The following is a 21,164-nucleotide window of genomic DNA, read 5'->3' as shown; positions in this document are numbered from 1 at the left end:
CTCTAAATATCAGTTGATATAACACGCCTGATAAAAGGCGCGCTAATTTTTATCATTTTTAAATCAGATCAATGGCAAACCCGGTAAGGCAAGCCGTGGTAAAAACCAATAGGATGAAAGCGAAAATAAGTGGCCAATGAAACATTCTTTTCATCATGATCATTTCTGGCAAACTGGCACCGGCGCCGGCAATCGTTAATGACATAATTGCACCCATGCTCATTCCTTTAGCGGCTAAGGAAGCAGCGATTGGAATCATGGTAGAAGCACGAATGTAAAGAAAAACACCAATGATCGCTGCTGTCGGTATCAGCCACCATATTGCCTGGTTAGCCAGAGATTCAAACGCACTTTGAGGAACGTAACCATGAAGAAAAGCCCCGATTGAAACACCTATCGCCATATAGGGAGCAAACGAAATAAATTCTTTTACGGCGCTTTTGAAAAGCAATTTCCACGCAAGGCTGCGTTTGGCCTGATTATCGGATTTTGACTCGGCGCTAGAATCGCAATTTGAATTAGGAGCGGAGCAATCTGGCGTTAGTAAATCTTGACGAATGAAGCGATCGAATTTGAACTTTTCTAACAGATAACCACTTAGTATTGCTAATGTGCCGACAAAGAACACATAGATAGAAGTGGTTTTGGCGCCGAAGCTTATCCAGAATAAACCGACGATAAATGGGTTAAGCAATGGAGAAGTAAATAAAAAAGCCATGACAGGACCGAAAGCGGCTTTAGCACGAATAAGTCCAATCGTCATCGGTAGAGTAGAGCAGCTGCAAAACGGCGTCACCGCACCTAAACCGATTGCTATTCCGTACCCTCGGTTTCCAGTTAACACCGCTTTTATTTTCTGCGGCGGGAGCATTTGATTAATTAAACTAACCACAAAACTGATAACGATGAAAAGTAAAGTGAGTTCGGCGAAAGTAAAAATAAAAAACTCTAAGGCGTCTAACAGTTGCGTTGAGTTAAGTTGGTTAAGTATTTGTTGTTTGTACATCATGATTCTCCGTTAACATCAGATGAGCATGTCTTTAAACTATATTTCCAGAATTGTCGAAATATTATATTTCTAGTATTATCGAAATGTCAAGATATTGCAGATTGATCTGAACTTCGTGTGCTTTGACTGTTTGCCACAGGTGAAGCTGATTAAGAAAAATCAGGGTTTAAGATCGGTATAATCGGGAATATAACAGGTCATCATTCGATAAGGTTGCTATGGGTATCTCTCAAACAAATCAATTAGAAACGATTGCGGCTCGGCTTGCGGAGCTTGGCCATCCAACCAGGCTCGCCATATTCAGGCATTTGGTTAAAGCTGGCACCAGCGGCGCTCCGGTGGGAGAAATACAGCAGGAAGTCGGTATACCGGCCTCGACTTTGTCGCACCATATATCAAAAATGGTTAAGGTCGGTTTAATCAAACAGGTGAGGGAAAGTCGAACTTTGTACTGTTTCCCTCAGTTTGATTCGTTAATTGAAGTGGTCAACTTTTTACAAGAAGAATGTTGCGCCAATGAGTGTCGCTAATTCTGGCAATAAAGACGTCTAAATTGATCAAAATAAAGGGACTTAGCTTATTAAAGCTAACTCATCTTATTTTTGTCGAGTTTTGATAGAAAACATTAAAAATCATATGGTTATAGCGTTTTCTTAAATGTATTTATTTATCCAGAGTTAGCTTTATGGCTATGTCGTAATCATTTTTCTTGATTTTTACAAAAAATAGCGTATAAAGCTCTTTCCAAAATTTGTTGGCTGTCTATAATTTGAACAAATTTAAGACTGTCTGGCTGCTAGATCCAGAGTTTAGAACGTGTTCGTCCTCTGGAAATTGTTTAATCTTGATTATGGAGATATTGAAGTGCTAAAAAACTTCGACTATAACTCTGAGATTGATCCTACAGTCGCAACAGAAACTCAGTGGCCTGAATTTAAAGATGCCAATGAGAACGATGAGCGAAAAGATCATTTTGTAAGACGTGACGGTAAAACTTTTGCCGGAACACACATTATTATTGACCTCTGGGAAGCTTCTAAATTAGATGACTTACAAGTCATGGAAAAAGCCTTCCGCGAAGCTGTTGACGTTTGTAATGCGACCTTATTGCACATTCATTTACACCACTTCTCACCAAACGGCGGAATTTCAGGTGTTGCCGTATTAGCAGAATCCCACATTAGTGTCCATACTTGGCCAGAAGCTGATTACGCCGCTTTTGATGTGTTTATGTGTGGCGATGCCGAACCCCACAAAGCAACTGAAATATTACGTAAAGCTTTCACCCCTTCAAGAATTGATGTTAGAGAAATTCTTCGTGGTGAAAACATTGAGCAACTCTAGTTTTAGAGTTGTAGTTAAGGTGGTGAGAAATAAAGGTTGTAAGAAATAAAAATGGCCAAACGATTTACAGAAACGCTCTATAGTACTTATGGACAAAGTTATATTATCGAAGAAGTTTTATTTGAAAATAGAACAGAACATCAACATCTGATTATTTTTAAAAATAAAGAATTCGGTAATGTTATGGCGCTCGATGGCATTGTCCAGACGACCGAGCGAGACGAGTTTATTTATCATGAAATGTTAACCCACGTGCCGATGTTTGCACATGGTCATGCGAAACGTGTGCTAATCATTGGTGGTGGAGACGGCGGTATTTTACGCGAAGTGCTTCGCCATAAAACGGTTGAACACGTTACTATGGTGGAAATCGACGCCGCTGTTGTCGAGATGTGTAAAGAATATTTTCCTGAACATTCTGCGGGCGCATTCGATGACCCCCGCGTTGAACTGGTCATTGCGGACGGCGTCGATTTTGTGGTTAACAACCAGGCAAAGTTTGACGTCATCATTTCGGATTCAACCGACCCTGAAGGCCCCGGTGAAGTTCTATTTACTTCACGTTTTTATCAGGGCTGTAAAAATAGTCTGAATGAAAATGGGATTTTGGCCACGCAAAACGGCGTCAGTTTTATGCAGCTTGATGAGGTGAAAACAACCTACAAGCGTTTTGATGGTTTATTTAAAGATCGCTGGTTTTACGCTGCGCCAGTGCCAACTTATGTTGGCGGCATTATGACTTTATCCTGGGGAACAGATAACCCAGAATTAAGAAAGATACCTGAATCTGTCATTCAGCAGCGATATGAAACTGCCGGATTTAAAACCCGATACTATAATCCAGCGCTACATGTTGGCGCATTTGCGCTTCCCCAGTATGTTGTGGATGCGCTAACTGACTAATTGATTGGTCTCGCTTTCATTTGAGAAGATTTGTTCTTGACCAAGAGAGCCTGTCAATAAATAGATCCGATCGAGGTATGTAGCGAATGCATTCGGTGTTCAACCATCAACTTGATCAACAGCAGTGGTCTGTTGATCAAGCTATTCAACATTATAATGTTAAATACTGGGGTGAAAATTACTTCGATCTGAATAACGCCGGTGAGCTGCTTGTTCGACCCGATCCCAACCAAACTGAAGCAACCTTTGAGCTCACTAAAATCTGTCAGTCACTCGCAAAGAAAGGCATGCAAATGCCGGTACTTCTGCGCTTTATTGATATTTTAAGACATCGGGTTGAGTCTCTTTGTGATGTTTTTAACAACGCAATTTCTGAGCAGAATTATCAAGGAAATTACACCGTTTGTTATCCGATAAAAGTGAATCAGCAACGCCGGGTTGTCGAAGGATTAATTAAAAGCAACCAAAAACTTGCGCAGCCGCAAGTGGGATTGGAAGCAGGAAGTAAATCTGAGTTAATGGCGGTGCTGGCACTTTCAGAAAAAACGAACTCGGTGATTGTTTGTAATGGCTATAAAGATCGAGATTACCTGCGCACAGCTTTAATCGCCACACAACTCGGCCATCAAGTTTATATTGTGATTGAAAAAATTTCAGAACTTGACTTGTTGTTACAAGAAGCTGAAATAATGGATGTTACACCTCGAATAGGTATCCGTGCTCGACTCGCCTCGAAAGGGGAGAGTAAATGGCAGGAGTCTGGCGGCGAACATTCAAAATTCGGTTTATCAGCGAGTCAGATTTTGCGTGTGGTCGATAAACTTAAAAAAGAAAACCAGCTGAATATTTTTCAACTGCTACACTTTCATCTTGGCTCGCAAATCACTTCAATTAGAGACATTCAAAACGCCCTTAAAGAATGTGCGCGATTTTACGCCGAACTTTGTAAAATAGGCGCGCCTATTACGACGGTTGATGTGGGGGGCGGATTAGGTGTCGACTATGAAGGCACACAAAGCCAGAGTCACTGTTCAGTCAATTATTCACTTTCCGAATATGCGAATAATGTTGTTGGTGCTTTTCGTGAAACCGCCGAGAAATCTTCGCTGCCACACCCCTCAATTATTACAGAGTCAGGTAGGGCGTTAACTGCACATCATGCAGTATTAATCACTAACGTCATTGACTCAGAAAAGCCGAGAGAAGTTGAGGTTGAGCAACCGTTTGATGATTGTCATGTGATTATCCATAATTTATGGGATATCTTTATTGAAGCTCAAGATTCAGAGAATAACCATCAACTGATTGAGTGCTACCATAATGCTGAATATTTGTTAAAACAAACTCAGGAAATGTTTAATCATGGCATTATTAATCTGGTGGAAAGAGGTCTGGCAGAAAGAACTCATCGGCGAATTCTCTTCACGATAAAACAGCGGATTGATCCTGAAATAAAAACGCACCACGAAACTTTAGCCATTTTACAGCAAAAACTGGCGAGTAAGTTTTTTGTTAATTTTTCTGTGTTTCAGTCATTGCCTGATGCTTGGGCTATTGACCAGATATTTCCGATAATGCCGTTAAAAGGATTACACGAAAAACCACAGGAAACGGCTATTCTCCAAGATATCACCTGTGATAGCGATGGCGTGTTAAAGCACTATGTCAATGGAAAAAGCATTATGCCTACCGTCGACCTGCCTCACTATACCCCGGACGAAGAATATTTAATCGGGCTGTTTATGGTTGGTGCTTATCAGGAAATTCTTGGCGACATGCACAATCTTTTTGGCGATACGCACACGGTAGATTTAGAATTGAATGGCGACAATGAGTTAAAAGTCGTCGCCACGGAAACAGGTTCGAGTGTCGAAGAACTCCTTGATTACGTTGATTTTGACGCCAAGTCTTTGCTGGAGTCTTACCGTCGTCAATTGAAACAGTCGGCACTACCACAGAGTACTCAAAGACAGTATCTTGCAGAACTTCGCCAGGGAATTTATGGCTATTGTTATTTGGAAGAGTAGGTGATGTTTTTTAAACGATTTCCAACTTTTATGGGCACGATTTTTATGGAAGCTCGGTTTCATTTTTGTGGAACAGGACTAAATATCAATGTCTGAGCTTAACTCACTCCGCTGGCCCGCTGAATGGGAATTACATCAGGCAACCTGGATGATTTTCCCTTGCCGCAATGAAATCTGGCGTCACGGTTTAGAAAAAGCGCAATTAGCGTTTGCAGAAGTCGCTAATCTAATCAGCGAATTTGAGCCAGTTAAAATGCTGGTGCGAAGGGAACACCTGGCTTATGCAACAAAAAAATTAAGTAGTGCTGTCGAGTTAATTGAAGCAGAACTGGATGATAGCTGGGCTCGGGATACAGCGCCTATTTGGGTTGAAAATAACAAGCAAGCCGTTGCACTTGATTTTCAGTTTAACGCATGGGGAAATAAATTTTCGCCCTGCAATAGTGATCAAAAAATAGCTCAAGTCATGGCAAAGAATGCCGCTAGTCACATTTGTGAAATTGACCTGATATTGGAAGGCGGATCAATTCATGGTAATGGCCAGGGATTATTGCTGACCACGAAAGAATGCTTGTTAAATTCAAATCGTAATTCACAAATGCGGCAATTTGAAATAGAAGAAAAACTAAAGTCTGAACTCGGTGTCAATCGAATTATCTGGTTAGAAAAAGGGCTAAATGGTGACGTTGATACTGATGGGCATGTTGATAATATTGCCTGTTTCGTTAGTGAGGATACTATACTGACACAATACAGCGACAGTGCTAGCGAAAATTATGCAATTTATCAGCAGAATAAATGCGTTCTTCAGCAGGAAAAACTCCAGACAATAGAAATTATGGAGCCATCTGCTCGATATCAAAATGGCGTAAGAGTGCCTTTAAGTTATATCAATTTTTATATTGCCAATGATCTGGTGGTGCTTCCAAAATTTGGATGCGCACAAGATGAAGAAGCATTGAAAACCATCGCAGAAATATTTAACGATCGAAAAGTTTATGCGATTGATGCGAATGAGATATTGGTTGGTGGCGGCGGTATTCACTGTATTACCATGCAACAGCCAAAGATGTTATCAACGTAGTTGAAAATTCGCTGAAATGAATCAATTTTTATAGTGTTAAATCGAAGAACCTGATTAGTATTTAGAAGTTTTTACACATGTTTCAATTTTAGAGAATAGACTATGAGACAAGTTACTTTCGCCGCAACTCAATTTCAAGCAACAGCTGATTTTGACGAAAACATTGCCAATGCTGAAACTATGGTCAAGCAGGCCGCGGAGCAGGGAGCAAATGCGATCTTGCTGCAAGAGTTATTTGCTGGCTTTTATTGGTGTAAAGATCAAGACGCAAAGTATTTCAGTTGGGCTGATAAGTATGAGTCGTCGAAAGTTTTGCAGCACTTTTCTGTGTTAGCCAAGCGCATTGGAGTGGTACTCCCTATCAGTTATTTTGAAAAATCAGGCAATACTTTTTTCAATTCGCTTGCAATGATTGATAGTGACGGCCGAGTGATGGACAACTATCGTAAGTCACATATTCCCGAAGGTTGTGGTTATCACGAAAAATTTTATTTTACGCCGGGCGATTCGGGCTTTAAAGTTTGGGAAACGAAGCTTGGCCTATTTGGTGCAGCTATTTGTTGGGATCAATGGTATCCAGAGGTTTCTCGCGTGCTGGCCTTAAAAGGCGCAGAAGTGATATTTTATCCAACCGCGATTGGAAGCGAACCTCACGATCCAAATTGGGACTCCCGCTCGCATTGGCAAACTGTCATGCAAGGACATAGCGCCGCGAATATGATCCCCGTTATTGCTGCCAACCGAATTGGTAAGGAAGTAGGGGACAGTTGCGAAATCGACTTCTATGGTAGCTCATTTATCACCGATCAATTTGGTACGAAAGTACAAGAGATGGATACGGAATCGGCAGGTGTGATTTGCCAGCAGTTTGACCTGGATGAGCTTGCCAAGAAGAGAATTGCCTGGGGATTGTTTCGGGACCGCCGGCCAGAACTGTATGGTCGGATCAGCAGGCATTAAAACCAGCAAATATTAAGACCAGAAGCTGGCTAAGTAGCTAGCGCCTGGTCAATTAGATAAAATCAATTGGTTAATAAATAAACATTATTTTGTGACTGAGGTCACAATGTAGTAATATCTCGGCCTGGAATTTTTGACACGCGTTTGAATTGGTCAAAATCAGCTTCCTGATTTAGTAAGTCGGCAAGTTGGTAGTGTTAAAAAGAAGCAATAGAAACAGCAGAAACTCATATATGCTGTGGAAGGTTAGTTAGGAAGTCGAGAGCAGTTGAAAATGAACGCCCCACAACTCACGTTAAAGATCGAAAAGAAAATTCTTTCGATTATTGATGCTATCGAAGAAAAAGCCAGGCAAAACGATTCGGAAAGTGCCGAAAAAATTCACTCAAAGCACTATATGCAACTGGCTGATCTCTATCATTTTCACAAAGACTTTGAAAACGAAGCTGCCATCCTGAAGCGATTTGCTCGGCTGGATTACGCTGCTAATGATGATCTGGTGGAAATTTATGATCGAATTGACCGGGTCAGCCGTCTAAGCGATATTGCTCAAGAAAAACCTTCAAGCCTAGCCAAACTCGAATTAGTTCCAATGTACCACGATCAGGACAAGATCTCATTGAGCTCGGTCAACAAGGTTGCGCCAAGAGTTAATCTCGACAAAAAGCCATTTAAAGAACAGAGTCTAAAAGTTTTATCTGTATGTGCTGCTTATACCGGACGAAGTGATACTGATGAAGTCATTCAATTAGCACTAGTTCTTTTCGAATATTCCGCGGCAGCTGACAAACCAATGAAAACTGTTGAGACCTTTGTCGCTACTCGCAAGACTAAAATCATTGTTCCGGTGAAAACTGCTCGTCAGTTTAATTTAGGTGAATTAAACGGGCAAGGTGATGAGCATGCAAGCCAGCCATTTGATACCGCTAAAATACGCACGATGTTTCAACAGGCAGATATGGTCGTTAGCCATAATGACGCGGAAGTAGAGAGAAAACTAATTGCCACCTTAATTCCCGAGGTGGTCGAGCAGGATTGGTATTCCAGCCAAAAAGATATCCCTTGGGGCGCACTAGGGTTTGATACTAAAAGCCTGACCCAGTTGGCTGTCGCCCTCGGAGAAAAAACGCCGCGCTCTTGTTTAGAACGGGCGACAGCGATATCACAAATCTTAGCGATGAATGAACCTTGTTCTTCCCAGGTTTATCTTGAGCGTTTATATAACATGCAGGCAATGAAGCCCTTTGAATGGACGCCGAGCCTTCTGAAAAAACGTAAGCAGCTGCACAGAAATCGTTTTACTCAATATCTGGGTTGGGGCATCGGGGTTGCAGCAAGCGTTGCCGCAATTGGAATCTTCGGATACTCATTTTTGCAATAACTTTTGCCTGTTGCCTTTGGCTGCGCCAGAGTATTTCATGGTTATTGATAAGTGATGCTACAATGGCATCACTTTTTATTTGCTTAAAATCCAATCTGTGCCAACGGTCGAATTTCTTCAAAATAAGCTGGTAAACCTCGATCTACCGATAGTCGAACATCTCGACGGGATCAGTAAAAACTTTTTATCTCATGCTAACCTGGTTTTACAAGCAGAGCCCGGTGCAGGCAAGACTACCGTTGTACCACTGGCATTATTAAACCATATCCCCAAAAATCAAAAAATCTTAATTCTCGAGCCACGCCGATTGGCTGCGCGCAATGCTGCTGAGAGAATGGCTGATATTCTCGGCGAAAAAGTTGGTCATACTGTTGGTTATCGGATCCGCAACGAGTCAAAAATATCAAAGCACACGCGTATCGAAGTTATTACCGAAGGTATATTAACGAGAATGCTGCAGTCAGATCCTGAATTGGCAGAGACGGGATTAATAATCTTTGATGAATTTCATGAAAGGAGTCTAGACGCTGATATTGCGCTGGCGTTCTCAATTGAAGTGCAGCAAACGCTGAGGGATGATTTACAGTTGTTGGTGATGTCTGCAACTTTAGATGCTGAGTCCATCGCCCAGTTATTGCAAAATGCGCCATTGTTAAAATGTGAAGGTAGAAATTATCCCGTCAGTATCGAATACGTTGCTCCAAAACAGCATCAGGATTGGTCGAATATTTTCACTAATGCAGTTAATCGCGCTTTAGAAACCAGCGATAACGATATTTTAGTTTTTTTGCCGGGGATCGGTGAAATTAAAAAAGCTAATCGCATTATTCAAGAGTCTTTTAGTGATGATAGCGAATTGGTTGTTGTGGAGCTTTATGGTGACCTGCCATTTTCAGAACAGCGAAAAGCATTGTTGCCAGAGGTTGGAGTGCGCAAAATAATTCTTTCGACTAACATCGCTGAAACGAGCGTAACCATACAAGGCGTAGATTGTGTTATCGACAGCGGACTAATGCGCCAGAGTGAGTTCGACCCGAATGTAGGTTTTAATCGGTTGCGTACGCGAAATATTTCTCAAGCGTCTGCAACTCAAAGGACCGGTCGGGCAGGCAGACTTGGACCTGGAAGTTGTATTCGACTTTGGGCTGAGTCTGACACCTTAAGAAAAGAGACCAGCGCGGAAATACTACGAACCGATCTCGCTCAATTTGCATTAGAGTTGGCGAAATGGGGTGTTGCAAGCCCAGAGCAACTTAGTTTATTAGATCAACCAAATACCGGTGCATTCAATCAGGCACAGGATTTGTTAAAAAAAGTCGGCGCACTGAATGAACAGGGAAAAGTGATTCGTCATGGTAATGCCATTTTATCATTAGGCGTACACCCTAGAATTGGCCACATGTTGATTAAATCGATTGAGCTAAAAGCCGGCAAGTTAGGATGTCTGATCGCTGCAATGTTAGAGGAAAAAGATCTTCTACAAGGTCAGCATAATGGCCAGTATAACAACCCTGACTTTTCTCACCGATTGAATATTTTGTTTGAGCCGAACTTTAAATCGAGAACTAAAAAACTTATCTTGAGCCAGTCAAAAGTGCTCGCCCGCAAGCTCGATAAAATCGAAAAAAAATCGGGTAGTGTCCAGAGAGAACCAAAAGAAATCACGCATTTATTGCCTGTGTTGTTAGCGATGGTGTTTCCTGATCGTATCGCACAAAAAAGAGGGCAAGGATATTTACTCGCGAACGGTAGTGGTGCACAAGTGCCTGATGACTTTTTAATGGTCGATGAGTATTTGGTTGTCGTTAAGTTAGGTGGCCAGGGGCGAGCGACAAAAATTTTTCAGGCCGCAGCGATTACTCGAAGTGACATTGAAAACTTTTTTCCCGATAGAATCACTCAAACACGCGATGTGAAATGGGACGACAAGAGTTTATCGGTAAAGGCGCAACTGAATACGCGGTTGGACGAAATAATATTAGATTCGAAAAAATTGAGTAACCTCGAGCCTGAATTAATCACCGCAGGTTTGTTGCAAGGCGTTCTCAAACAAGGGATCGAAAATTTGCCCTGGACTCCAGAGTTGTTACAGTGGCAAGAAAGGTTGATTAAATTGCGCCAATTAGCAGAGTATCAAAATGATTTTCCAGATGTGAGTCATCAATCGTTGACTGATACGGTAACGCAGTGGCTGGCTCCTTATTTAACCGGAATGTATAAATTATCTGACATAACTGAGAGTACTTTGTCGCAGGCGTTAAAAAGTATGCTCGATTGGAACACGCAGCAAAAGCTGGATAAGCTAATGCCATTATCGATTAAAGTGGCGAGTGGTTCTAAAGTCAAAATAGATTATGCCAGTAGTGATAAGCCTATTCTCGCTGTTAAACTGCAGGAAATGTTTGGAGAAAAAGAAACGCCTAAGTTGGCTGAGGGGCGACTCTCGGTAAGAGTTCATTTGTTGTCACCGGCCAGGCGACCTTTACAAATTACCGAAGACCTGGCGAGTTTTTGGGCAACTAGTTATGAGGATGTTAAAAAGGAAATGAAAGGGCGTTATCCAAAGCATCCGTGGCCGGATGATCCTTTGACTGCACAGGCAACTCGTTATACAAAAAAGCGCCTTGAAAAATAACAGATATCAATGCGAAATAAAAACCTTGGTCAGACGTCAATCTTGCATTCAATAAAAGCAACCTGATTGTAAACAACAAGGCTGAGTCGTAAAAGCGGAGTTTCTAAAAGAATTGCCAATTGAAGAGATTTCTTCTTTAAACTGATTATAACGATGGTAGAAATTTACATGGAGATTAGTTAGATGACTGATAAAAAATACCCTTATGTTAATCATATGAATATTCTTCACAACCCTTTAGAAGTGATCGATATTCAATCCCTCGTTCAGTCGTGTACTGATCAATGGTACAACCAAACACTATGTCAGGTTAATGATTCGGTCGTTCGGCTGGGAATTCTTCATGGTGAGTATCACTGGCATAAGCATGATAATGAAGATGAGTTTTTCTTTACATTGGACGGAAAATTAATCATCGACATTGAAGGACAAGATTCTGTAGAGCTAGGTCCTCAACAGGGCTATGTGATACCAAAGGGAGTCGTCCACAAAACCAGGGCGCCTGAAAAAACTCTGGTGCTTATGATGGAAACCGCTGCGATTATTCCTACCGGGGATGTATAGGTACCAGCCAGAGAAGCAATAATTCCCGCCAGCACCACCTAATAATACAAGTTGCATTTGCTACATTTTTTATACATTATTTGGCGCCAGAATAAGTTAAGATTTTGTTTGTAGTTGTTGGTTGCATCTTATTTGAAGAGAAAGTTCTTCCAATCGAAATTCAAACCCTGGTTTTAAACGCCTCAATTTTGATGAGGCGACAAGTTTGATCTGCTATTAAAAAGGATAAATAGTCAATGAGTGTAAAAGTACGTTTATTATCAGTTTTATTAATCGTCTTTGGTGTTTGTGAAACTCATGCCGCGAGAGAACTAAAACCCGTTAGTGGTGTTGTGAATGCTAACAAACACGAGGATTTTCATAGACACAAAGATTTCCAAAAACAAGATGCCGACTCGGTTCGAGTTCCAGATTATGCCCTGCCAGTCAATGCACATCATTTAAAGGAACAATCCACAGATTACCAATTCGATAAAATGAGTCGTTCGAATGTTTGTGACGACAATGCCTTTGTGACCTCGGGTACTGCATTGTTGACGGCGATCATCAATCAAGGTGTTGACTGTATTAATCGCTTATTTGAGGAAGCGCCGCTTTCGGTCAGGGAGGGGACTTTTACCGAGGCGAATATTCTTAATGTGGCAAGTGCCGCTAAAGTTGAATCAGAAGAATATAAGGGAACTGACCCTGACCGTTATTTAGAAGGACTGTATACCTGGATAAAAGCATTTTATTATTTTGATAATCGAAGCTTAACGACTGCCAATAATCAGGCCGCCACTATCGCAGCATTAAACGCGTTTGCAGCAAACAGCCATTTTTATGACAAAACTCAAGCGCATGCTGAGCTGGTTTACGCTGCAATGATTAATATCAATAATGCGTTAGTTGGTGAACATTTTGTTTTTCTGGTTGATAGTTTATTCGATCATTATGACGAGTCTTTTGAAAATGTTGACGGATGGGGAACCGCATTTGCGACGATATTCTGGGACGTTATGTATCAGTGTCAAAATCGAAGCGCTTGCCGCACTTCCAAAGTTAACGCTGAACTTGTCAAAAAAATGGGTGATTTCATTCATGAAAACCTCAGTTGGATGGATAATACTAAATCCGATTTTCACTTACATAACTTTGGTTACCATTTAGCAGGTGTCTATGCGGGTAAAAACGAAGCACATTTTGAAGCGCTTAGACCTGAGCTTGAGAAACAATTAAACAAAATATTTAGTGATTTTGGCCCGCTTAAGGCTGACTCTGGACGACGTGCTTACCTGCAAGCGTTGGCTGAGGTTAACTACCACGCACAATGTGCTTTGTATAATGTCTGTTCAAAAGTAACCGAGATCATTAATTTCGTTCTGGCGGATCGTATTAATTGTCCTTCTGGAACTTTGTTTATGTGGGCTCAGGATATGAATCAGGAGCAACTCGATTGGGCATGCAGCTCGTTAGTGAGCCACGAAAATTATTTTCACAGCAAATTAAACACATCAAATATCCCTGTCACACCCGATGATAACGACAAGCTACGAATGGTCGTGTTCAATAATGCGCATGAATGGGGCGTATACGGTTACGCGCTATTTGGTGCCAGCACCGATAACGGCGGTTTGTATCTAGAAGGCGATCCGAGCGTCGCTGGCGATCAGGCAACATTTTTTGCTTATGAAGATGTACCGGCTCGTCCAATTTTTGATATCTGGAATTTACGCCATGAATATATTCACTATCTGGATGGTCGTTTTATTAAGCAAGGTGATTTTGCTGATGTTAACGATATAGGCAGAACCGTTTGGTATGGTGAAGGGATAGCTGAATATATTTCTCGAAAGGACTGTAATGACGAAGCGGCTGCACAAGCTGAAGCGGGGACATACCCGTTAAGCACAATTTTCACTAACGAATATGGCGTCGGTTCAAATCGTATTTACAATTGGGGTTATCTAGCAACCCGTTTTATGTTTGAAGAGAAAAACGGTGACTTCTTCGCGATGCTTAATTTATTTAAGCTGGGAAAATACCAGGAATATAGAGATACATTAGTTGATGTGTGGGTTGATAATAAAACTTTTGATGCCGACTTTGCGGCGTGGTTACCAACAGTAAAATCATTGAATTGTACTATCGATGATACACGCCCTGATTCGCCAATTGAACCAATCGATATTGATGACGTACAAGGGAATGACCAAGTTGGTATAGACGCCTGTACCGCAGGTCAATATATCGGCGATCAAATGCAGGCGGGCGTTGCAGTATGCCTGGATGCCGTGTCAGGTGGCAATCAACTACAGATGGAACTGTTAGTGCCTGAAGGGCTGGTTAACGTGAGTTTGCAAATCAGCCTTAAGCATGGTGAAGGCAACGCCGATCTGTTACATAAATATGATAACAGACCTTCAGAGCAAGACTACGATCATTATTCCAATACCGCGACAAACGATGAGTTGGTTATCGTCAACTCAGTTAAAGCCGGTTGGAATTACATTCATGTTAAGGCTGATGATGAGTTTTCCGGTGTAACTTTGTTGGCTCGTTATGTTCAAAATGCCGATAGTGAAAACATGTTGCCAACAGCTAACGCCGGAAGTGATATGAATGTTGACGAACAGTCGCAAGCGATTTTGAGCGGCGCTGCCAGTAATGATAGTGATGGGGAAATTGTTCGCTACATTTGGAAACAAACCAGCGGTACTCAGGTAACTTTAAGTAGTGACATTATCGGTGAGCCTTCTTTTACAACGCCGACATTGACCGAGAGTGAAGTGATAACTTTTTCATTGACAGTTATAGATAATGAAGGAGGAACCGCGACTGATACTATCGATATTACCGTTAATCCAGTTAATGCGAATCCGGTCGCGAATGCGGGAGAAGATGCTCGCGTCAATGAACAAACTTTGGTGACACTAAATGGTACTACGAGTAATGATAGTGATGGAGAAATAACTGCTTATTCATGGAGGCAAGTAAGCGGCACCGGTGTAACTTTGAGTAATCTCAGTGCTAGCAATCCAACCTTTATTGCACCAACATTAACCGAGGATGAAGTTTTAGTTTTTGAGTTAACTGTTACCGATAATGAAGGCGCAACATCGACGGATATTGTTAACATCACGGTAAACTTCGTTAACGCGGCACCGACAGCTAATGCTGGTAGTGATAATTCAGTGAACGAACAAACTCAGGTCAGTTTAAATGGGTCCTCAAGTGTTGATAGTGATGGTGAAATTGCTAGTTATGCCTGGGTCCAGTTAACAGGCACTAGCGTCACATTGAATAACGCTAATACGAGCAATCCAAACTTTGTCGCGCCGACTTTGACCATTAACGAAACACTAACATTCGAGTTAACTGTTACTGATAATGAAGGCGCAACTTCAAGCGATACAGTCGAGATTCTTGTCAATTTTGTTAATGCGTTGCCAACGGCTAATGCTGGTGCAGATTTGAATGTTAATGAACAAACTCTGGTGGTGCTAGATGGTTCAGCCAGTGTCGATAGTGATGGTTCCATAGTCAGTTATCTCTGGCGACAAACCAGTGGACCTGACATTACTTTAAGTGAAACGAATGTTAGTGAGCCGAGTTTTATGGCTCCGACTTTAAGTACCAATGAAACGCTGACTTTTGAGTTAACGGTGACTGACAATGAAGGGGCAACTTCATCTGACACTGTCGAGGTGACGGTTAACTTTGTCAATGCTGCGCCGACCGCTAATGCTGGTAATGATATTAGCGTAAACGAGCAAATGCAGGTGACGTTAAATGGTTCTTCAAGTAGCGATAGTGACGGCGAGATTGCCGGCTATGCTTGGCAACAAACAAGTGGAGTATCTGTTGCCTTGAGTAATAGTGCAATCGATAAACCAACCTTTACTGCGCCTTCTATTTCTTCTGATCAAACGCTGACCTTTCAACTCACGGTTACTGATAACGAAGGTGCAACATCAGTGGACACAGTATCGGTGCGGGTTAAAAATGTTCAATCAAACTCGGGAGGTGGCTCAAGTGGTGGTGGCGGTAATATGGGATTTTTTACGATTGTGTTTTTGAGTTTGTTGGCACTTTCTCGAAAAAAGGTTCTATTTTAATTGGTGATTAGTTAGTTTCAGGTGAGAGAGCAATGAAAAAATTCGTTTTCGGCGCATTAATTTTTTAATGACATGTAGTTCATTATCCGCAGCTGAATTTAGAGGAAAAGTTAAGCGTTTTTATATTCTGGAAAATGGAACCGCTTTGGCTAAGATTATCGATAGTAATGGTCAGTCTCCAGAAGTTTGTGGGGATGAATTTTGGCCTTTTCAATTTGATTCAAAGACAGTCGTTGGACAACAGTGGGTGGAGATGATCATCGCTGCAGATACTGATCGTCAAATCACATTCGGATATTCTAAAAATAACGAAGAACGTTGCAAAATCAGGTACGTTTATTTTCGAGATTTACAGGGCAGTGAAGACGAAATTCCTACTTATGCCAGGAGCTGCCTGGATATTAAAAGGGCTTATGACAAGGCAGAGTCAGGAATATATGAAATTGATGTTGATGGACCCGATTATGGCATTCCACCCTTTAATGCTTATTGTGATATGCAACGCGCAGGGGGAAGATGGACTTTGGTTCAAATTCGAAATAGAGAAGAATTACAACTGGTAGAGGAAATCAGTGATCCGTCCCAGCCTGCTTATGTCTATGGTGGTTTAGTTGATGAAAAATGGCGAGCGTTAAGAGATTTGAGTTCTCGACTTTTGGTAAGTTCCAGTCCTGACAAGAGTTATACCAGCGGTTATGTATTCAGGCTGGACGTTATACGAGATCTGGAATCAGAAGCTTGTGTTCCTTTGGTAGATAGTCTCAGCCAGTCTGTATTGTTTAATTATAGTCATAGAAAAGGGAAGCTGTGTGGTGGGAATACACTCCATTCAACAATAGGCGCTGATGCAAATACTCATTTTCATGCGAGCAAAAGAATTAGTAATTTATTAGTTATAGTAGGAACGCATAAAAATGGAGAAGGAGTGTCCATTTTTGATAGCGGATTGTCTCCTAATCCTCCTGGAAATGTGAAGGAATTTTGGGCAAGCAATTTATTTATATTTGTCAGGTGATTCGATAGCGTGTTTTTATTAGGGCAGAGGTTCAATGTTTTAAAATGTCTTCTCGCTCGAAAGTTTGTCAGAAAAAGTTTTTTTATTTGTAAAAAATTGGCGAACTGTTGAGTGTCTGGTTTTGAATTTTCCAATGAATCGGAAACAATAAGATTTTGCAAATGAATCAACTATTTCCCGAGTTTTAAGAAAACCTCGATTTTCATCGAGGCTACACGCTACCTGAGTCATGATCAATCTTCTACAATGACTGTAAGAGATTGACCATAGGTTGTGTGTCTAGTTGAGTTACTGGTTGTGTGTCTAGTTGAGTTACTGCCTTACTTACTCATTCATATAAATAATGCTACCCCGGCCAATCTTCTCAACATCTTTAATTTCACCCAAAGAAATACTTATATTTTTCTTTCCGACAAGTGATTCACTTATAGCAACATCTCTCACATTAGCTTCCAGTTCCTGACCGTCGTTCGAAACAATTCTAACTTTACTCCCGATATACTTCTTAATTTCCGCGGGTTCAAGAGAGTCGAATTCTGGATTGACTCCACTAATAATTACACCCGCTTCATTTGTAGAAAAAGAATCCTCAACCTTCATGATTTGTTTCATATAAGTTTCCCCAAATTATCTATTCTTGATAAACAATTGATCTTTAACATCTCGAACCTTGACCCCTTTTTTATGAAGTCGAGTTATACCGTCTCTTAACAATGTTATTCTTTCCGTACTCGTCAGATCTGGCCCAAATCGAGCTGCTCGAATACTAGCTTGTGCCTCCTCTAAGTGGAGCAAACTTTGGGTTCGACCTGCTAACGCAGCCTCTCTGTGACCTACTATCTCATGTGCCAACGTGCCACGAACACTAACTCTAGAATTAGCAGTAAGAGTCCCTCTCCCTACATTTCCGGGAATAACATCACTACCGATGTTAAGTATCGAGAACAAATCTCCATTTAGATATCCGGTATTCAAATTGGTGTCATCAACGTGTCTAATAGCAACTCCATCTAAATTGAAGTTTGTTAGGTAGTCGTCAACTTCAGACCGCTGCGCGGAAGTTAATGGAGTCTCACCTCTTTTTCCTCCAGAAGCAACTTTATAAAATATATTGTTAGTCCCTCCAGTAACAACCTCCTTCAACCTCCGAACAGCTTTACTACTCCTATACGCTTTATAAGCCCCATAAGCAATCCCACCGGTCAGCGCTCCGGCAACCATCATACCACCTTCCATTGCGGCGGACTGAAAAGCACCTCCCCAATCTCCCTGAAAAGCCATCATAGCAGCTTCACCGAAAGGCACGAAAGAAGTTAAGGTTGATGCCGCTCCTCGCATAAAATCACGGATGTTTTGTGCACCTGTGATTGTCTGTAGCGATGGATTACGACCTGCAACAGAACGACCTTTTCCAGATGAACCACCAATATCTTCTGGAGCATCACCCTTCTCATTTGAATCTCCACCGTTATCTGATTCTCCAGATTCATCACCGTCGCTATCTTCGTTCCCTGGCTTTTTCTTCTTCTCATTTGCGCTTATTATAAAGTCGCACATATGCTCTCCGCACTGGATTTTATAACCACTTGGGTCAGTCCCAGCCAACGGATTATTCATAATGTAAGAATAAGGATTCATACTCTGAGAATTACCCGGAGATTGAATGAAAGGGTCAACACTCAGAAACCTGCCAGCGTTGTAATCGTAGATTCGCCCATTCATATGAATCAACTGGGCATCATCCAGATGCTCATGGTCAGTAAAACCTCTTCTGGTTTCGAGTTTTAAATCATCCGGTTCTGAAATAAAACCACTCTGATAAGCCACATCTCTTAAAGTCGGTGGTTCAACACTTTCCAGATTGCCTTTCCTTGGTTTCCCAAACGGGTCATAAGATTTGTTATCAATCATATTCCCCTGATGGTCTGTGATAGTAACGACTGAGCCTAAACGGTCCCGGTGCACAAAACCTATCTTATGGCTGCTGCTATTGTTTTTCTCGATGGAAGTCACAATGGCATCCCCCAGGTAAACCTTATGCTGGGTTTCACCGTTGTATTGGATTTTCTCATAAGCCTTATCAATATACAGCGTGGTTTCCGTACCGTTGGGTTTACCACTTTTGATTTGCTTGTAACGCATCTGGTCAGCGCCATAACTGAACCGACTGGTTATGCCGTTCTTTTTTATCCAGGTGGGTTTGTTAAAGGCGTTATACCGCAGGATTTCTTCATCGTTTTCATGGGTGCGATTGCCATTTAAGTCATAACCAAAGGTGACAGTACCGCCGCCAGATTTAGTCAGTGCATAAACCGCATTAGGGCCGGCATTGCTTTGACCTCTGGCAACCGTGCCATACTGGTAACTGGAACCATAATCATCTTTACGGGTGATATTGCCGACCGCATCGTAGGCATAGCTAATGGTATCGGTGATGCCCCCCATGGTGCGTTTCGACTCTGTCAGTCGGTGCACCGGGTCATAGTCATAGGTTTCACTGGAAACGGCATTCTGGTTATTCTCAACCGTCTGAGTCATCAAATTACCAAAACCGCTATAAGTGTAATAAACCTTATGCCGTTGATTACCGCCGTTACTGGTATGGGTGTAGATACTTTTCATCTGACCGGTTTCCGGCGCAAAGTCACTCCACTCGGTTAAGACCCCGTTGGCTTTGCTGGCTTCAATCAGCTGGCCTCTGGCATCAAGCTGTTTGGCCTCGAAATACACATAATCATTACCGGCATTCTGAGTTTTGGTTTGATAACCCAAACCGTTGTAAAGGTTTTTAACGGTTAAACCGGTGGGATAGGTGAGGGCTTTGACCCGACCATAGTGATTATCATATTGAGTTTTTAAGGTGTAATCGGTGCCGGCAATATGGGTTTTCACCTGGTTAACCTGGCACTGGGAAGTGTAGCCATAATCCCGTTTGAAATTATCACTGCCGGAGTCATGACGGGTTTCCGTATCAAGGCCGCCGACACATTTGTCATCATAGTTAAACGAGGCTTCTAAAGTATTACCTACCTTCCGGGTTAACACCCGGCTTAACTTGTCATAAGTGTAAGCGGTGGTCTGGCTCTTGGCATCGGTTTCACTTAAGACATCACCGAAGGGTGAGTAGGTGAATGTCTTGATACCCATGTTGGGGTCATTCACATTTTGCTTTTGACCCAGGGCATTGTAAGTCGCCTTGATGGGATTACCGTTGGCATCTTTGAGCACAATCGGGTTACCCATCGCATCATAGGCATAGTAGGTGACTTTCTTTAATGCATCGGTGGTTTGAATCAACTGGCCATTGGCACTGTGTGTGCGCTTCATGGTCAGCTTTTCCATCGTGGTCATATCGGTGGCATCGATAATGGTACGATGACGGTTATACTGATATTCCACTTCCATCGACTTCCCATCGGCCTGGTCCACCTTGCGTTTGAGTAATCGGCCTAATACATCAAAGCTCAGGTAATGGGTGCCTTTATTCACCGTGCTGTCAAATGACGGAATCGACTCAAAGGTTTTACGACCCAGCTTGTCAAATTTGGTGAATGCATAAATCAAATTGCCATCAAAGCCTTCGGTGGTGACGGCTTTCACCCGGTTGAACTGGTCTTTATAAGCAGTCGACTGCGGACTGCCGGCCTGGTAAGTGGTGACTTTGTACTTGATATTGCTATCGGTTAATCCATCACAGCCCCCATCACAAAGGGCAAAGCGGCTGTAGGCCGGTTGACCAACTGGCGGTGTCACCTGCTCCACCCGACCAAAGGCATCGTATTTGGTTTCGGTTGTCAGGCTATTGGCATCAATCACCTTTTTCACCTGACCATGCTCTGGATAAGTGTGAGAGAAAGAAGACTGACCTAAGGCGTTAGTGACCTTAAACACAAAGTAGCCATCCGCGCTTTCGTTTTCCCCGTCATTGGAATAGGTAGTTTTCACTTCACGGAAGTTATTCGCATCGCCTTTCGGATAGGTCTTCACTGAAGTCGGTAAGCCGTATGTATTGTAATCAGTATCCACCACCATTGACTGGCCATCGCCCTGAAGTACATCAGTGGTGATAACATCCGGCTGACGACTCTCAGTCCAGGTGTAACCCGTCTTAATTTCATTCACCGAATCAAGCGTACCATCGTAGG

Annotated in this window: 14 protein-coding genes; 11 read left to right on the top strand and 3 right to left on the bottom strand. The window is 42.1% G+C overall.

Going from position 1 to position 21,164, the window contains the following annotated elements; translation table 11 throughout:
• Positions 1–58: 58 nt before the first annotated feature.
• Complete coding sequence (locus tag FLL46_RS13525; RefSeq protein ID WP_246119316.1) at positions 59–1,009, bottom strand: permease; 951 nt, start codon at positions 1,007–1,009, stop codon at positions 59–61.
• Positions 1,010–1,227: 218 nt separating this feature from the next.
• On the opposite strand from FLL46_RS13525, the gene FLL46_RS13520 reads away from it, so the two are divergent.
• From FLL46_RS13520 to FLL46_RS13470, 11 genes are all read left to right on the top strand, one after another.
• On the top strand, positions 1,228–1,539 hold the full coding sequence (locus tag FLL46_RS13520) for an ArsR/SmtB family transcription factor (protein ID WP_142894239.1): 312 nt from the start codon (positions 1,228–1,230) through the stop codon (positions 1,537–1,539).
• 334 nt (positions 1,540–1,873) lie between these two features.
• Entirely contained in the window at positions 1,874–2,353 is a 480-nt protein-coding gene (gene speD, locus FLL46_RS13515; protein ID WP_142894237.1) for an adenosylmethionine decarboxylase, read from the top strand.
• Positions 2,354–2,404: 51 nt separating this feature from the next.
• Positions 2,405–3,256 carry a polyamine aminopropyltransferase gene (gene speE / locus FLL46_RS13510; RefSeq protein WP_142894235.1) on the top strand — a complete coding sequence of 284 codons (852 nt, stop codon included), beginning with the start codon at positions 2,405–2,407 and terminating at the stop codon, positions 3,254–3,256.
• Positions 3,257–3,342: 86 nt separating this feature from the next.
• Complete coding sequence (gene speA, locus FLL46_RS13505) at positions 3,343–5,283, top strand: biosynthetic arginine decarboxylase (protein ID WP_142894233.1); 1,941 nt, start codon at positions 3,343–3,345, stop codon at positions 5,281–5,283.
• Positions 5,284–5,371: 88 nt separating this feature from the next.
• Positions 5,372–6,367 (top strand): agmatine deiminase family protein, encoded by a 996-nt coding sequence (locus tag FLL46_RS13500; protein WP_142894232.1) that lies wholly within the window; start codon positions 5,372–5,374, stop codon positions 6,365–6,367.
• A gap of 102 nt (positions 6,368–6,469) precedes the next feature.
• The gene (gene aguB, locus FLL46_RS13495; RefSeq protein WP_142894230.1) at positions 6,470–7,327 is read left to right on the top strand and encodes an N-carbamoylputrescine amidase; all 858 of its coding nucleotides are present in this window, start codon (positions 6,470–6,472) and stop codon (positions 7,325–7,327) included.
• 274 nt (positions 7,328–7,601) lie between these two features.
• A complete protein-coding gene (locus tag FLL46_RS13490) occupies positions 7,602–8,708 on the top strand; it encodes a hypothetical protein (RefSeq protein WP_142894228.1) in 1,107 nt (368 codons plus the stop codon).
• A 79-nt stretch (positions 8,709–8,787) separates the two neighbouring features.
• Entirely contained in the window at positions 8,788–11,343 is a 2,556-nt protein-coding gene (gene hrpB / locus FLL46_RS13485) for an ATP-dependent helicase HrpB (protein WP_168204156.1), read from the top strand.
• Between the two features lie 183 nt (positions 11,344–11,526).
• Positions 11,527–11,907: a cupin domain-containing protein gene (locus FLL46_RS13480; RefSeq protein ID WP_142894224.1), complete on the top strand. Its 381-nt coding sequence runs from the start codon at positions 11,527–11,529 to the stop codon at positions 11,905–11,907.
• 236 nt (positions 11,908–12,143) lie between these two features.
• Positions 12,144–16,004 (top strand): PKD domain-containing protein, encoded by a 3,861-nt coding sequence (locus tag FLL46_RS13475; RefSeq protein WP_142894223.1) that lies wholly within the window; start codon positions 12,144–12,146, stop codon positions 16,002–16,004.
• A 67-nt stretch (positions 16,005–16,071) separates the two neighbouring features.
• Positions 16,072–17,019, top strand: a complete 948-nt coding sequence (locus tag FLL46_RS13470) for a fibrinogen-like YCDxxxxGGGW domain-containing protein (RefSeq protein WP_142894221.1) — start codon at positions 16,072–16,074, stop codon at positions 17,017–17,019.
• Between the two features lie 324 nt (positions 17,020–17,343).
• Here FLL46_RS13470 and FLL46_RS13465 read toward each other — a convergent pair whose 3' ends face one another.
• Together FLL46_RS13465 and FLL46_RS13460 are read right to left on the bottom strand one after the other, a co-directional pair.
• Entirely contained in the window at positions 17,344–17,631 is a 288-nt protein-coding gene (locus FLL46_RS13465) for a hypothetical protein (RefSeq protein ID WP_142894219.1), read from the bottom strand.
• 15 nt (positions 17,632–17,646) lie between these two features.
• The coding region (locus tag FLL46_RS13460; protein WP_142894217.1) for an RHS repeat domain-containing protein at positions 17,647–21,164 on the bottom strand (3,518 nt) is incomplete at its 5' end.

Source organism: Aliikangiella coralliicola (assembly GCF_007004725.1).
GTDB lineage: Bacteria > Pseudomonadota > Gammaproteobacteria > Enterobacterales > Kangiellaceae > Aliikangiella > Aliikangiella coralliicola.
The sequence above is the reverse complement of the archived record's forward strand: the minus strand, read 5'-3'. Positions and strand labels throughout refer to the sequence as shown.